Origin of the sequence: Pedobacter insulae (genome assembly GCF_900113525.1) — a bacterium.
Lineage (GTDB): Bacteria > Bacteroidota > Bacteroidia > Sphingobacteriales > Sphingobacteriaceae > Pedobacter > Pedobacter insulae.
This window is the reverse complement of the sequence record NZ_FOPP01000010.1, coordinates 44000-61505: the sequence shown is the minus strand read 5'-3', so window position 1 is coordinate 61505 and position 17506 is coordinate 44000. Positions and strand designations below refer to the sequence as shown.

7 protein-coding genes are annotated in these 17506 nt (G+C 43.0%); 3 read left to right on the top strand and 4 right to left on the bottom strand.

What is annotated here, in order from left to right; genetic code table 11:
• Position 1 precedes the first annotated feature (1 nt).
• A complete protein-coding gene (locus BM207_RS15555; RefSeq protein WP_090996387.1) occupies positions 2–283 on the bottom strand; it encodes a hypothetical protein in 282 nt (93 codons plus the stop codon).
• A 361-nt stretch (positions 284–644) separates the two neighbouring features.
• On the opposite strand from BM207_RS15555, the gene BM207_RS15550 reads away from it, so the two are divergent.
• From BM207_RS15550 to mobC, 3 genes are read left to right on the top strand one after another with little or no spacing between them, the layout of a single operon-like run.
• Positions 645–1016 (top strand): plasmid mobilization protein, encoded by a 372-nt coding sequence (locus BM207_RS15550; protein ID WP_143095977.1) that lies wholly within the window; start codon positions 645–647, stop codon positions 1014–1016.
• On the top strand, positions 1004–2269 hold the full coding sequence (locus BM207_RS15545; protein WP_090996381.1) for a relaxase/mobilization nuclease domain-containing protein: 1266 nt from the start codon (positions 1004–1006) through the stop codon (positions 2267–2269). Before BM207_RS15550 ends, BM207_RS15545 begins: the two co-directional genes overlap by 13 nt.
• Positions 2270–2295: 26 nt before the next feature.
• Positions 2296–4281, top strand: coding sequence for a conjugal transfer protein MobC (gene mobC / locus BM207_RS15540; RefSeq protein WP_090996378.1), 1986 nt, complete (start codon positions 2296–2298; stop codon positions 4279–4281).
• Between the two features lie 228 nt (positions 4282–4509).
• Here the strand turns inward: mobC and BM207_RS15535 are convergent, their stop codons facing one another.
• The 3 genes from BM207_RS15535 to BM207_RS15525 form a co-directional block, all read right to left on the bottom strand.
• On the bottom strand, positions 4510–4725 hold the full coding sequence (locus tag BM207_RS15535; protein WP_090996375.1) for a helix-turn-helix domain-containing protein: 216 nt from the start codon (positions 4723–4725) through the stop codon (positions 4510–4512).
• Between the two features lie 518 nt (positions 4726–5243).
• Entirely contained in the window at positions 5244–5987 is a 744-nt protein-coding gene (locus BM207_RS15530) for a hypothetical protein (protein WP_143095976.1), read from the bottom strand.
• On the bottom strand, positions 5950–17502 hold the full coding sequence (locus BM207_RS15525) for an RHS repeat-associated core domain-containing protein (protein WP_090996369.1): 11553 nt from the start codon (positions 17500–17502) through the stop codon (positions 5950–5952). The genes BM207_RS15530 and BM207_RS15525 overlap by 38 nt, the downstream gene beginning before the upstream one ends.
• Positions 17503–17506 lie beyond the last annotated feature (4 nt).

The window sequence follows — 17506 nt, the reverse complement described above, 5'->3', positions numbered from 1 at the left end:
TCTATCCTTTGATGTGCTGTAACCCTTTCAGGTTTTTAATGAACTCAGTAAGCTGCGATTTTTCAATGCAGCTCTCAATTAGCTCTTTCAGTTCATTCCGCGATTCTTCCGATACAGCTTCCGCAATGCCGTTACCGCCTTTTGATAATAGGCCAAGCTCAACTACCTGGCTTAATAAAAGCACGATCCTGCGGGATGGCCGCAAATCAATCCTTACCGTTTCATTCATGCCCGGAGCACTCAACAATGCTTCATACACGAGCTGCAAATTTTTGTTTTCCATACTACATTATTTTAAATCCTTCTTCACCCGACAAATGTACCGATATACCAATTTGCCCACCAGTTTCAAAATCGAACAGGTAACTGTTTTGCAGATGTGCTTTTATATTTTCGTATTGGCATTTTTAGGTATTCAATATGTGAGGTTGATATGTGTTACAGGATAACTTTTCAGATTTTCTCAAAGCTGGGACTAAAACATTCCCAAACCGGGTTTCCTGCATGCTCGCGAAACCGGCAAGATGTTCCGAAGTGATACTTCGGCATCTTGGCCCATCCTCGAAACTCGGTGGGCGTTGCCATTTTTAGGTTGAATTTTAAGTGAAAGGGATAAGGTGATGAAGGAAGAAGAAACTAAAAAAATGAAGAACAAATGGCTTCATTTAAGGCTGGATGAAGACGAGTACAAGCTGCTTACCGACAATTTTTCAAAGACCACAGAGAAGAAACTGAGCCGCTATGCCCGCAAGGTTTTTCTTTCAGAACCGGTAACTGTGGTACACAGGAACGGCTCCCTTGATGAGCTGATTGCTGTACTTGTAAAGGTACAAAATGACCTGAACGGGGTAACCAACAACTATAACCAGATGGTGCATAAGTTGCACATGTCGGACAATGAACGTGAGCTAAAGGCATGGATTTCGCTTTATGAAAAAGAGAAGGAAATACTGTTCAAAAACATTGCTGAAGTAAAAGAACTGATCGCTGAAGGGGCAAAATTATGGTTGCAGTGATCGGTTCAGGAACATCAATCAGGCGCACTTTTTTGTATAACGAAAACAAGGTCAAACACGGCCTTGCGCAGTGCCTGATGGCCGGAAACTATCCAGTGGGCTTAGAAGACCTGAACGAAAAACAGCGTTTGAATATGCTGCTGAAAACGGTTGCCCTGAACCCTGATGTCAAACGAAACAGCATCCATATCTCCCTGAACTTTGCACCCGGTGAACAGCTTTCTGATGAAAAGCTAAGGGAGATTTCTGGTGAATACATGCAGCAAATTGGTTTCGGAAACCAGCCCTATCTGGTATACCGCCATGACGATGCAGCACACCCGCATATCCATATCGCCACCGTAAGAATCAGACCTGACGGCACAAACATTGATACATTTAACATCGGCAGAAACCGTTCTGAACCTGCCCGGAAAACAATTGAAAACAAGTATGGATTGGTCAAGGCAGAAGAGCAAAAAAAGCAGGCTTTCAGTCTTGAGCCGGTCAATGCAAGCAAGGTTGTTTATGGTGAAAAACCTACGAGAAAAGCTATTTCCAATGTCCTTCAGGCAGTGCTTTCAGGCTATAAATATACATCGCTTCCCGAACTGAATGCGGTGCTGAACCAATATAACATTGCCGCAGACCGGGGCAATGAAACCTCCAGAATATTCCGTCATCACGGATTGGTTTACCATGTATTGGACGCAGATGGAAAACCCGTTGGCGTGCCTGTAAAAGCCAGTGCTTTTTATAATAATCCCGGAATGAAGTTCCTTGAAAAAAAATATCTCGCCAACGATGTAGCCAGGCAATCGCACAAGGCCAGGGTTAAGAACACCGTGGATCTTTTACTGCTTCGCAACCCAAAAATGAACCTGGATCAATTGGTTTTAAAACTAAAAAACGAAGGCATCCATCTTACCATCCGGCAAAATGCCGATGGGATAATCTATGGCCTAACATATGTCGATCACCGCACAAAATGTGTTTTCAACGGAAGTAATATCGGCAAGGGATACAGCGCAAAAGGATTGCTCGAAAAGCTTCAGGGAATCTCATTAAAGCCCGAAGACAGGAAACTAAAAACCATCAATCCCCCGGAAAAGGAAGAAAAGTCTGTGCCGTTTATCTCTACCAATCCTGATACTGCCATTGGTGGGAATGATAATGAAAAGGGAATAATTGAAAGCATCATGGGGCATGAAAACAGCTCCCAGAATGTTCCATTTGACTGGAAACGCAAAAAGAAGAAAAAGAAAAGAAGATAATATAAAGATAAAGGAGGAGAAAGATTATGGCACTTCAAACAGGAGAAAACGAACAGGCACTCAGAAAAATAATGGATTTTACCCGGCTCATCAGTGTCTTTATCCTGATGCTGCATTGCTATTATTTCTGCTATGCAGCCTTTAAGATTTGGGGACTGACCGCTGAACTTTCAGATAATATACTCGGCAATATTTATAATACCGGGCTATTTTCTACCTTTCATAAATCCAAGCTGATTGCCCTTGGCATACTCCTCATTTCACTGATCGGGGCAAGGGGTAAAAAGGATGAAAAGCTCAGCTATAAAACCGCATTTGCATACATCATTCCCGGACTGCTCATATACTTTTTAAGTGGGTTGGTTTTGTATGCTCCTGTACAGGTTGTTACTAAAGCAATTATTTATATCAGTATAACAAGCGTTGGTTTTTTACTCTTTATGAGCGGGGCAACATTGCTTTCGCGTATCATTCGCGATGCGCTTAAGAACGATATTTTCAACTCCGAAAACGAGACCTTTCCACAGGAGGAAAGGCTGTTGGAAAACGAATATTCCATCAATCTTCCTGCTACCTATCAACTCAAAAGCAAACGCAGAAAAAGCTGGATCAACGTAATCAATCCCTTCAGGGCACTGCTTGTTTTGGGCAGTCCCGGTTCAGGAAAAAGCTACTTTGTAATCCGCCATGTAATTACACAGCATATCCGAAAGGGCTTCGCCATGTTCGTTTATGATTTCAAATTTCCGGATTTATCGCTGATTGTTTACAATACATGGCTAAAGAACAGGCATAGGTATAAAGGGCAATCCGAATGTTATTTTATCAATTTTGACGACCTGACAAAGAGCCATCGCTGCAATCCGCTAGACCCGCTTTCCATGACCGACATAACCGATGCAGCCGAAAGTGCAAGGACTATCTTAATGGGATTGAACCGTGAGTGGATTAAGAAGCAGGGTGATTTTTTCGTGGAAAGCCCGATCAATTTTCTGACCGCCATCATCTGGTTCCTGCGCAAATATCAGGATGGAGAATATTGTACCCTGCCACATGTCATTGAATTTATGCAGTTGCCCTATGATGATCTGTTTACCATTCTGCGGACTGAAAAAGAGATTGAAGTGCTCATCAACCCGTTTATTAATGCCTATATGAACGATGTAATGGAGCAGCTCGAAGGGCAGATTGCATCCGGCAAGGTGGCCATCGCAAGACTGTCATCACCACAATTATATTATGTACTGTCAGGCAATGATTTTACTTTGGACATCAATAATCCTGGTGCTCCTAAACTGGTATGTTGTGGTAACAATCCGCAAAAGATTCAGATTTACGGAGCAGTGCTTTCACTCTATGTGAACCGTTTGGTGAAGCTGGTGAACCAAAAAGGAAAGCTGAAATCAAGCCTTATTTTTGATGAGTTCCCGACCATCTACCTTAACGGCATAGACAGTCTGATTGCCACAGCCCGCAGTAATAAGGTAGCCACAACGCTAGGTATCCAGGATCTCTCACAGCTTAGAAAGGACTATGGCCGTGAGCAGGCAGATGTAATCATGGGTATTGTCGGGAACATCATTTCAGGACAGGTAACCGGAGATACCGCCAAACAATTGAGTGACCGGATCGGGCGCATCATGCAGGACAGGCAGAGCCTTTCAATCAACTCCGGAGATACGTCCATCAGCAAAAGCAAGCAGTTGGAAGCTGCCGTTCCGGCATCAAAAATTGCTGCTTTGAGCAGTGGTGATTTTGTAGGGATGGTAGCTGATAATCCTGATGAAAAGATAGAGCTGAAAGCATTTCATTGCAGCATAGTAAATGACCACAATGCCTTGAAAGCCGAAGAAGATGCCTACGTGCCAATCCCCGTAATCAGGCAGGTAAACAACGGTATGGTACAGCGCAACTATCTTTTAATCAAACAGCAGGTACAGGACATTGTGCAAACAGAAATACAGAACATGATGAACGACCCGGCTTTGGAACACCTGATTATAAAAAAGTAATCATATCCAGACAATTGCTATTTCACAACTTATTAGAGAAAAAAGGATTGATTTTGAACATCAGAAACAGCTAACCGGAACTCCCGGAGGAGTTCCCAATTAGCCTGTATAACCATTAAACCCCACGAGGGCACTTCAATAACCGCAAATGCGGTTGACATTAAAGTAATGCCTTAATGACGGAGCAAATATGTTACTTCTTTTAAAAAATCCAAGTAATATCTCTCTTCATTTAATATCCGAAAAGAAATCGGTAAATGTTATCTCGTATAACATAAATAGCTTTCGAAGATGGGTTATCCGATAGCCTGTTCTGCCGTTCTCCATCCGTTCATAAATTGCGTCAGGTATCCCTGTTTCATCCAAAATATGCTTTTGTGAAAAGCTGTTTTGTGCTCGGAGCAACCGGAGTTTGCTGCCGATTTGAGCAGTAATCAAGGTCATTTTTACTGATGTTTTAAGCAAATATAATCGGCAAGTGTATAAATGGTAAATTGAATTTCAGCAAAATCATTCTTTGCAAAACAATTTAATTCCTTAAAGACTGTTACAAAAAATCACACGTCACATTGTTGTTAAAATCAAAAATTACCTCTTGTGAACAGATATTTTATTGCCGCAATTAGAACAGCAATAACAACAATGATTACCGCCATTATCAGTTTACCCTTTTGATGCTCTTTTATCTTTTTTTCGTAATTGGTATTCATTTTATTATTACGGAAGATATAATCTCGGCTAAGTAATTAAAGCCAATTTGCGTATTGCGTATCAAATAGTTTTAGGATTTAAACATCTGATGTCTTGTAATATTGACATTTCAAGTTTTTCTATAAAGAATTACACTCTCCATGGGATAGCTTTTACTAAACGCCTTTAACGAATTAGAACAAAATATTTTTTATTTCTTTCTATTATTCTTTAAAATTCAACACAAAGATGTATATCAAATGACTAAATACCTATGGTTTAAAATCAATACGGATTCCTACTTGTTGATCTGCTTCACTTATTCTTACATGCTTTTTGCCATCATTAAGAATTTGAATTGAAAATCTATTCTTTGAACCTTTAATTCTGATATACTGGAATGTATTATCAAAAATATTCATCAATACATAAGGAAACACATCGTTTCCTATCAAATTATTATTATAGACATTTATTGATTCTCTTTCAAAAATTCTATTTACTTTAATGCCATGATGATATATCAAAAACGATGATGGAATGCTAATGTCTAAGAATAAATGTTGAATTGAAGAATCCGAAATGCTACCAAAATACTCACCTTCTGCTTTAATCAATTTTTGCCAACCAGTCTGCACAAATTCTCTTTTACCATAGTAACCATATGACAATAGTGTAGACTTCCATGTTAAACAATTTATATAATAAACCAAATAGAAGTTTGTACCACTAATCGTGCATCCCATTATACCCCTATTGTATGTACTGTCGAGGAAAACGATCGTATCAGCTCTAACAAGAAAATCATCTCTACGACCAATATACTGCTTCTGCCAAGTAATAACTTCTTCTTTGTTACTCAAAGAATTAATCACTGCTGTTTCAGCTACTTTTTTGAAAAGAATTTCTGCACGATAATAATCATTAATAGCAGATGCAGGGAAATAACTAATTGTTACTAATAGTAACAGAAAAGTTCTAATCAATTGGTGTTTCAGTTTCTTCTTTTCCATCATATTCATTTTCTCTATCTTTTGCAAATTTTTCTGACAGTGCCTCCCATCCCTTCTTCCAAATATTCTTAACATAATCATAAGCATGCTTTATATTATAAAGGAAATGAGCTGCCTCATGCTTCATTACTCTTCCGACTCCTGTTTGTCTATAACCTGGTTCTCCTAGCAATGCTTTTTTATTTAGATCATCAATTTTCCTTACATCAATTGTAATTACTGTTTTCCATTTGCCAACAACCTTTTCATGAGTTTTATATTCTTCGATATATTTTTTAACTGCTTCAAAATCATCAATACCAAGTTGCTCAAATGCTCCCTCACCATGTTCCAAATCATAAGCCTGTTGTGCTGTTAATGTAACATAGTCATATTTCATTTCAGTATTCCCAAGTTGATGGATTGTATAATTTCCACTTGTGTTGCTGGGTAAAGAGTTAGCATTAACTTCAACATCATTTTTATTCAAGAAATTATATAAGGCTTTATCGTCTTTTCGTAAAAGTTCAATTGCTTCATCCACTCTATCTGCCAAATACTGTTCATTAGGATTTTTTAAAGCTAATTTTTCTCCGTTGTTAGAATACTCATAATATGCATTTCTTATTTCTAAACCATCTGCATCTATCGCAAAAATTGGTGTATTTCCAGCAAATTGGTACGGTGTCCACCATGGAAAAGCTGAGCATAATGGATCTACACTCAAAAATTTCCCTAATTGAGCATTGTAAATCCTGAATCCATAATCATAAGTCCAGCCACCTCCTCCTAAGCCTTCTTTGTCAATTTCCTTTCTGTTAAATTGATATTTGTATTTATAGGTTGTATCGCTCTGCCAGCTTTTCAGCGAACTACCGAATGGATAGTAATAATTTGCGTTTATCACATCAGCTTTAAAATAATCAACGCCGCTGCCCACAGGTGTTTTGCGATCACTAACTGTCGCTAAAACATTGCCAAGGTGGTTGGTTAATTCATATTGTTTCTGTGCAAGCATGTAATAAAATTGCGTAGTATCTATATGCAATTTAATACTATCCAGCACATCATCTACAATTATTTGTCCTAAAGAATCAAAACCGTTTATTGTTATGTCTCTCTGGAACAAAGTGGTATCGGCATATCTCACGCCAAACCTACTGCTGCCATACAAATGATGCTCGGCAAGTTTGAGTTGCTGGGTGTAAATTAAATTGCTTGCAAGGCTTTCGTAAGCCTGTTGCCCCCACCTGAGTTTTACCAGGTTCATGTAGGTGGTTATATCAAATCCGCTCAGGCCTGCAAGGGTTTCGTTCAGGCTTAATAAGCTTTCATTTATTGCATGTTGTATCAGCAATTCGCTATCATCATCCATGGCCAGGTTTAATAAAAAGGCATGGGAAAGATGAGATATGATGCTAACCTTGGCAAGATGCTGATAACTGTATGAACCTGTTAAGTAATCATTTAACATGGTCAGCTCAAGGCAGCCGGCCAATCCGGTAAAAAAGCTAACCCCATCCAATATTCCCGCGGGGTCTAATGCTGCTATAATTTCGCTTTCGCTGTTTGAGTTGTTTATATTATCAACCATGGCCGAGTAGCCGTTAATCATCATTAACGAACTGATCAGCGCATTGCGGTCGTAATAATCGCGCATATTCGCTGCAAGTTCTTCGCAGCTTACCGGGAAACAATCAAACGGAGGGAACGGGTCGCACACCTGGTACGTAATGCCAAGGCTTATGCAGGTGGGCTCCAGCAGGTCTGTCATTCCGTTATCGCACATGTATTTTAAGGTATTATACAGCACATCATTGTTGTGGAAAAACGCACTAATTACATTCGGCTGGTTAACCCCCGAACAGCTTTGCAGGTTGGTCATGAACTGGGCCTTATCATAATAAATCAGTCCGCTTAAAAATGCCTGCTGTACGGTCACATCATTATCATTCATATAAGACACTACTATATTTGCCAATGTATTGTCCCAGCCCAGTATCTCTGAAAGGTCATAGTTATCCAGCACATTAAATCCCGCCCCGTTAATCACCAGCCGGTCTATCAGCAATGCTTTAAATTCCGAATTGCTGCTGTAATTATCCTGCATCAGCTTTATCAGGCTGTCTGTGCCAAGGCTGTCAATAATCCAATCTGTAATAGCCGCAATATTCAAATCATCATTGGCTACATAGCTCTTGCTGTTGTAAGTAGCCATTACATTGCCCTGGGCATCTCTTACATAATACTGTTTGGTCCAGGTGTTTTCGCTGGCTCCGGCTTTCACTATTTTTACCGCTCTTTGCCCCGAAGCATCGTACTTAAATTCCAGCCCGGGTTTTGTACTGCTTTCGCTGCGTTTGATGTGCCGTAATTTGCCATATACATTCCATTGTATGGTATCTATCTCTTCGGCTACATCTTTGGCCAGGTTGCCTATGGCATCGTATTGGTAATTGTCGCCTGTCTGGTCGTCTATGTCATCAGGATAGTCACCCGGATTCACCACATCATTTACACGCTTAAGCCGGTTGGTGCCGGGGTAATAGCTATAAGTAAGCTCATCTATTTTGCTGGTACCGGCTCCATATCTGACCTGGGTTTTTATGTTGCCGTTGGGGTCGTAGCTAAAGGTGTTCATGTAGTCGGATTCTATATCGGCAATTCCTTCCCATATATTTCCGGCCACATTCACATCGGTTTTAGTCGTCATTTCTGTTATCCGGTTCAACTGGTCGTACCTGTAAATGTTGGCCATCGGTTGGTTTGCGGTCATTAATGGCCGTACGGCCTGCACCATGTGGCTGATGTTGCCATTATACAGGTGATTGGCATTGAGAAAAGGATCAGCAGTTATATTAGCCACAAAGGCTGTGGCGGTATTGTAATAGCTGTTGTCTATGGGTTTGTAATCGCCATTGTAATAACCCAGGGTAAAGCCATATGCATCGGCTGCAAAGGCCATGTTCCCAAATCCGTCTTGTCCCATGTCGCGGGTACTGTCCAGCGTGTTGCTGTTCACACCTTTAAGCCAGCCGTGTATGGTGTAGGCATAATCAACTCCCTGCACATTTTTGCCGCCCAGCTCCATGCGGGCAAGCGGCCCGTGCCTGTAATATTTATACGCGGCATCATCGTCCCACACCACGCTGTCGCTGCTGGTATGCACGCTCCGTAACCGGTTGTCGGCATCATACACATACTTATGGTAAAAGCGGTCGGGCTGGCCGGGCTGGTAACGAACCATATTCACCTTGCCGCTCACCAGGTCGTAATGGTAATGAATGTATTTATACCGGTTTCCCATGCCTTGCAGCTCGGGGTAATCCTGCACCAGCACATCTACATTGCCGTGCAGATCGTAGCTGTAATGGGTGGCGTAGCTGTAGTTGCTTACATTGTATTCGTAGTAGGCAACTGTGGCCACTCTGCTGCGCAGGTATTGTTGCCCGTAAGTAAACAGGTTGTTTATTGTTGTGCTGTATGTATTGTCGTAATAGGTTTTTGTAATCTGTGTTTTATAGCCCCTTGCCAGCCATGCCGGGTAATAAATATTATAATGAAATTTAAGGGAGTCTTCGTGTATGGCGGTGCTGCTTATCTGGCCCACTTCTGTTACCCGGTTCAGCACATCGCGCACGGTATAGCTATATACATTGCCCTGCGCGGCCTGCCGGCTGTTCTGGCTCACAACAAGCCGTCCAAGCAAATCGTAATAAAAACGGCTTTCTCCGGCATCGGGTGTTTTTTGCCAGCGCACCTGCCCCAGGCTGTTGTAGCGGTAATTGGTGGCCAGAGTATGGGCGGTATGCACATGTGTGCCGGCCTCATAGGTTTTCCGGTTGCTGTTCAGCGTTTCGGTAAGCTCCGGGCTTATATCCAGTGTATCTACCCCTGCAGGAGGTACTGTTTTAAGCAGGTTGCCCGCCAAATCATAATAATACAAGGTGTAATGGTATTCGGCAAAGTGATATCCCACGCCAATCTGTTCATTTTCTACTGCGTTATCTAAGCAAAAACCATTGTATTCATCGGCAAAGGCCAGCTTAAGCGAATCGGTATATTCCCGGTATGCTTCCATGGCATTGCTGCGTGCAATTTCGGTAAGCTGCCTGCGGCAGGCTCCGGTATCCAATGGCATCACTTCAAAGTTGCTGCGGAAACAAAGCTTAGGCATTACAAAAGTGCAGCAATTGCTCAGGCCATCGCAATCGGAGCTTATGGTGTAAGTGTTCAGCCATCCTGCAGAGCCGGCCACCAGCAAGGCCATGCTGCTGTTGCCCGGGTAACTGCTGATACCCATCAGGGTGTCCATCGCCAACATCTGCATACTGCCTGCCATGGTGTATTTACATATCTTTTCCCCCTGGCTTATCGAAAAGGTAAGTACAACCCGCAGGGTATCACTCTCGTCAAAATCCAACAGTTCATAAAATGCATCAGCCCCGTTGGTATCTATCAGCGAAGCAAATGTATCATGCCCCAGGTTTATAATATCATTATCAAAAAAATTATCCTCCCTATGGAGCATTCTCATCAGCCCTAAAAGATCATAAGCTTTGCTTGTTGGAGCGCACACCTGTGTTTGTTTTTCGCCACCGGTACTTTCAGGTTGTGTTTCGCTTATCTGCACATCATAGCCATACCAGTTGCGCAAATGTCTTTCGCCCTGCTCCGGCAAAGCCGCTTCGCGCACCAGCTCCGGTTTGGTTTCATATACCTGTTGCTGGTATTTAAGCAGCTTATCATATATATCCGTACATGATTCGCATACATCCCCCTTCACCGTAAGGTAGTTGGTATCGAGTTGCCGTATGGTCATGCTATCTGCAGATACCCGTCCATGACCTTTGCGTGTGCTGAAATTGGTGTAATAGCTCACCTGGCTGCAGTGTTCCAGCAGGCTGTCCACCACATCATATATGGCCTGCTTTTCCGTTATGCTTTTGGCCGAAAGATCCAAGCACCATCGGTATAAGGTATCTGATGCTACATAAGTATTTTTAAGCATGCGGAAATAACCTGCACCCGGCATGGTCAGCCCAAAGCGCATACACACCAGGGAGTCAATTTTATTGCCCAATATGCCGAAACATCCTGACTGACTGAAAGCATCTATGGTAATGCCGCAGGCACTCACCGGCTGCATCATGGAACGGTAACTAAAGAACCTTGCCTTGAAAAACGAATCCAGCTTGTTGGTGTATTTTGTTTTTTCACTTTCGGGCAAATCGCTGAGGTTAAAGCAAAACTCTGCACTGTCGAGGCTTATGGTGGCCATGCTTTTATAGGTAATCAGGTAGCCTTTTTCATTGTTAATGGAGTTTAAAAAGTTATTAAGGGTTAGAAATGAAATTGAATCGAAATCTGCTTTTACCCAGTAATCACAATAAGTTACCTGCTGTTCCTGTCGGTCGAACAAGTGGCAACCGGCCATAAAGCTTTCATATTCATTCCACGTCAGGTTATTATTCAGGTTATTATTTAAGAAGCCTGTCATAGCCTTTTGTGTGGTTGCTACATTTATAGCCGGGTTATTATACAGCACCATGAATGAATCCACAACTTGTTTCACCTCGGGGCAGGTACTGCAGCCGCAGCGGTTGTCTTTACTATAAGCCAGATTCCCGGATGCCGGAACTATGCAGTTAAAGACGGGTACACAACTCAACCAACCCCGCAGCTTATAAGCGAAACCCGAATCATTGTCCCATGCCATAATGGTAAAATAATGCCTGCCTTTATCAAAATCACCTGCAAGAAAATACTCGCGTAACTTATCTTCATCAGGGCGCAATTGATAGAAGCTATCAACTAATCCAAAGTCAAATTCCCCGTCACCATCTATCAATTTCAGCGTAAGCTGGCACCCTGTTAACAAACCGGTATCCCCCAGATGCATGATCATGAATGAATCAGTCAGATAATCCATATTGTAACGGTTGCCACCAGTAATGCCTGCTATTGCCGATGGTAAACCTGCTATGGAAAAAAAATCGTCCACGTTCTGATACGGATTGCCGGTGTAATCTGGATTTACTGAAACCAGGGTATTTACATATACCCAATTCCCATTCAGATTGGTATAATGAGTAGCCTTTGCCTTTTCATTCAGTACGTTTTCAAGGAACATAGGCGTGTATCCCGAATCAAGTAACAAGTCACGTATATCTGCATTATCACAGGTGTAATCGCGTATTCCTTTATAATATCTTTCGAGGTCTTCGCACTCAAAATTATATTGAAAATTATAATCCCTGTCTTCTTCTATATAGGTGCGTTTAAATGATCCGGGCGTGCTGCCGTTTGCATAATCTCCGCACATCCCACCGTCAAAGCAACTCCTTACCGTTAGCAGGTGAGGCCTTTGTATAATTCTCATTGTCCGTTTCCATGGTAATATATGCGAGCGGTATATGGTATCGAATATCAATGCTGTTACTACAAAACTGTTGTATAAAGGATCATACCTGAAATCAATAAAAGAATCTATATCCGCTATTTCAATACCACTTCGCAACGGGTCACCGTAAGAAAGACGGCAATTTTCTATCGGTATATTTTCACCATACAAGATTCCAAAAACCGAAACGCCCATAAAATAAGGGTCACTTAATTTGTTCTGATCATCCAGACAATAAGGCTCATCCTGGTCGTTAGAAGGAAAAGTAAAGGATTGATAGCCATCATACCGGCTCCAGTCTAAAGCAAATTTTTGCACATAGGTTGGTGATAACTCATCCATGGTATAGTTATACCATCCTCTGTTATCTATTGAATTTCCATCATGGGTTCCAATCCAGTACTCCGGTTTATTGATGGATATATTATCAAATGCCCCGGGTTCGAGACGACCAACATACAAAGCCTCGTTCATTACATCTATTAAATCCAGTGTTCGTGTATTTACAGGGGTAACACAGGATGGTAAAGACAGCTCGTCTTCGCAATCTCCACCGCTCATATACTCTGCCATCAGGCTGTCGGCAGTGCCATTGCGTATCGCCCTGGCCATTACCATAAAGCTATCGTATTCTGTTGAGTCCACCCGGAATGGACTACCATACAGGGTATCAGTAGTACTTTCTATGCATGAATCCCTGAACATCCTTAAACAGTTGCTGAATCCTGTAAAACGATAAGGATTCGCAACATCGTCACTTCCTGCAATTACCATAAATGTATCTCTGCTCACATATTCAAAACCAATGATTTTAGCATGACCCGAAAAGAGGTATGCTGCTATATCGCTGTTAATATTAAAGAATACGTTACACCGTTCTTCCGGATATAAAGAGTCGCTGAAATTTATGCGCCACTGGTGCACACTTCTTGACGCCAATGCCCCGGGATAATTCTGTATAACCTCATTGCTGCCCACGATCTCATACTTAAACTTATGTGGTTTAAGGTATGTCTTATAGGCCATGTATCCCGTATCCCAAAAGCTCACACCGGTTTTAAGTGCTGCCCCTCTGTGTAGAATAGAATCCATTAACTGCCTGATACCTAAACCAGTTGAGTCCAATGTCTTTACACTTCTTATACACCGGCCTTCCATGCTGTTTGGCACGGAATCATGTATTTCAACCTGCTTTGGGATAATTACGTTGTTTTTCAGGCACTGGCATTCTGCATCGGCCTGGCTTTGGGTAAAGCTGTGCGTGTAATTATATGAATTGCTCAGCAAGGAGGAGCTGCAACCTATCTGGTTAATTGCAGCCGTACTGTCTTCGCCATAAAAATAATTGAGCAATTGCTGCATGCTGCGAAAGCCCACATTATAATGTGCAGGCAGGCTGGTAACCGGGAATAAAGAGGGTGGATTTGAAGCAAGCCTGCCGCGCTGGCATAGCAAAATCAACGAATCCTTCATGGCTGTGTATGCAGTTGTGGCCGCAGCAGGCCGGTAAGGGCAGGCCTGTAGTTCTTCCAACCATTTTAATGCGGCATTATAGCAGGTACTGTCCTGTCCGAGTTCATCTCCTATGCGCTCCTTCATCTCTTCACCCACAGCCGCATCACCAGCGCTGCGGTTCAGCCCGTCACTATAGCCGGTGTAATACCGCCTTATTTTGGTTGCATAATCACCACATCCTGTTTCTCCTACATAACAATTTGGATAGGTGATACCGGGAGTTATATTGGTGTAAAGGGTGAGGGCATCCTCTATATTTTCGTTAATTATCTCCTGTTTCAGGCTGCTGTACATCCCATAGAAAGCCTGCATAAACTCAGCCCGGTCGGCCTTGCTGAAAAACAGGCTGTCCACCACACGCCTGTCCCTGAATGCCTGCAAACAGGCGTATTGTTCATACGGGTCGGTAATGGGCGAACAAAAGGTTTGCATGGCAGCCATATCCCAGATGCTGTACACCGTATCATTCACCGTCCTGAAATTAAGCATACGGGTATTCATGGTGGTTTTAAGCGTAGGATTCGCATGAAAATAAGGATCGCGGCCTGTGGTATCTGTAGGGAAACCCATCTTTAACCCGCTGATGCCGGTGGGGTTCAGGTATCCGTATTTAAATGCCGTGTCGTAGGATGTCATCGCATTTTGCTCTGCATCATAGGCATAACTTTCGCTCAGAAAGTTTTTGCAATACAGGTAAAAAGGGTATTCCGGGTGAAACTTTACCAGGCTGTCGGCCCAGCTGCTTTTAAAGTAGGTGATAAAGTGATGCACATCGGCTTTGTATGCCGAATCAATCGTACCGTCAGCCAAAAGTATTTTGTCCAGGCTGTCGTTGGTGCTGTATGCCTTAATGGTTTTGTAGCGGGTCACCCGCATCACCGAGGTCATCGTATCATTGTCAATCAGTTTAATGTTTCCGTTTTCATCATGCTCGTATGTGCAATATTGCCCGCCAGGGCTCACATCGCTTTTCATCTGTTCCAGCATGGCATCGCAATACCCGTAAGCATCGCCCTGTCCGCAGGTATCGCATGGGTCGCAACCCGAAAAATCGGTAGAATCGAGCGCCTGCTGGTAAAATGATTCGAAAGACCGGACACATTCGCTCTGGTTCCTGTAACGCTCAAAGTACAGAGCGGATGCACCCGGGTTAACATACAACCGCTTCGTTAATGCATAAGTACCTTTATCCAGCCCTGGAATCATAATCAGGTTGTGCAGGGTATCAATGCTGCTTTCCAAAGCCTGCAAGTCACCCAGGTGATCCAGGATATTTACCGATGCAATGCTTTCACAAAGGGTATCCAATGGGTTCAGGAAACCCAGCGTGTCTTTAAAGCTGAAAATAACCTGGTTACAGCTTTTGTTAAAAAGCGTGAGCTCATAATTATACACGCACTGAAAACAGATCTCAGCACATCCTTTATTAAAGGAACTGCTTAGCATCCGGTAATCAATATAAATGGGGCCTTCCTCGCTCACGGTATGCTCATACGACAATTCAATGCCATTGGCGCTCATTACATTATTATCCTTAATGCTGTTCACCATAAAGCTTGCCGGCCTGTTTTCAGGCAATGCCTGCAGGTTAGCAGGGCTTGGCCCTGATAAGGCGGTGGCTACCACCCGTCCGGTCATGTCGGTATAGCTCACGCTCACCTGCCCGTTGGCATCGGTTACCGTTTGCTTTTTGTAATGGGAAGCCATACCGGTTTCCGAACCGAAAAGCCGGTCGAGCTCTGCCTGCCCGGGCTGGGAATATTCATAAAAGGTTTCATGCCCCGTGCCAAGCTGGTGGTCGGCACCCACGCCACCCTGCCTGCGTACTCTGCCGGTGTTGTCGGGCATGTACTCGGTTTGCACCATCGGGTAACCTTGAGCATCGGGAACATATTTCTGAAAATCGGCCTTATTTGGATTATTGCCTGAATAATAGCGCGATGCCCCGGATGATACTGATAAGGAATCGGCCGTTTTTAATATACAGGCCGCCTCGAGCGAATCAAAATCCAAGGCCGAATATGGCTGACCGGAAGCATTGCGGTTAAAAGCATCATAATAGCGAAGCCTGTCATAATACCCTGTATCTTGTTTCAATGCAGGCACAGGCAATATTTGTATGGCGGGTCTTCCCGTATAGTCATATTTGCTTTCGCCTACAATAGCAGTATGGTCGCTGTTGCTGATAGCCACCTGCTGTCTGGGTTTAAGCAAGCCGTCATAATAGCCCACCATGTCCTTTCGCTTGCCGTCTTCTGCATAGCTCACCTGGTAGTTCCAGTTCAGGCTGTCGCTTTCGTGTGCGCCTGTTACGGCAGTATCAGCGTAATCTGCCACCATTCCGCTTTGCGAGGTATCCGACCAGGGACTGAATTTTTCATATTTACGGTATATGGAATCAAGTCTTACCCTGCGTACCCGGTAAAGTAAGTAACCACGTTCAAATACATCTTCTATGGTGTAATTGTTATCACTTACACGCACACGGGTGGCATTGTTCTTAAAGTTATAGGTTAGCTTCTCAGCCGGTTTGTAATAGGGCTGCCCGCTTGCTGGCTCATATGTTATATTCTGGAATCCAACCTCTTCAATTGAGCAACTCGCCTCATCCTCATTATCCAGGCCCAATGCGAAGCTTTGTTTAACAGCCTCAAATTCCAGATCATAAGTTCCGGGTGCGGTTATCAGAAGTTGCCCTAATGCACTAAAGGAAGCGGAATCATAAGCGGTTACAGTGAGTTCCTTACCGTTGGTAAGTGAACTCACTGTCAAGGTTATCTTAAACGTTTGTTGTGGTACTGTTGTAAAGGGTCTATAAATGTGTTGCTCGTCATTTATGTTCATTTTTCCGTCTGCTATTGTGAAATCAACAGGTTCCCAACCGTAAGTGCTACCTTCATCTTCGAAATCGTGTAACAAAACAGGGTAATCCCTTAAAAAGTCTGTGTAATTACCCCCGTAATCATCCACATGAATCCATTCCAGTTCAAATTCAGTGGGTGATTTTGCTACTACTGGCGACCAGTCTATCCTGATTTTCCCGGGAGTAAAACTATGGGTCAGATCAGTGCTGCTCACCACCTCATCATAACTGCTTTTTTCATACCGGTCGGCCCTGATTTCCTGCCGGAGCACGAATTTCCGTTTCAGGCTGCCGAAGCTCACACTGCCTCCTGTGCCCGCATCGGTTACCGAAAGGATATTGCAGGTAAATTTATGTGCACCTGTAAAACGATATACTGAAATATCCCGGTAGGGCTTGTATTGTTCAGGGTCATAACTCAGGGGAATGCTTACATTAAAATTCGTTTGTGTGCCGTTTACATCCCATCGGGTTACTTTTACCAGGAACATATAGCTAAACTTGCTTACCGGTGCTGTATATTCATCGTCTACAAACAAGCGCACAAAATCCTGGGCTTCGTAATTGATATAATCATTGCGCCAGCCCGATGAAGGATTGATTAAAGTTTCGTACAGGGCATCCTGTACTGTATCTAATGCCTGGTTATAGGCACTCATGTCCTCGCCCTTATTTTGTTCAAAAACAGGAGCCTGTGCATATGCTTTTACAAAAGAGATGAACAGTAGAACAAAAAATAAAAGTCTTGTTATTTTCATGGCT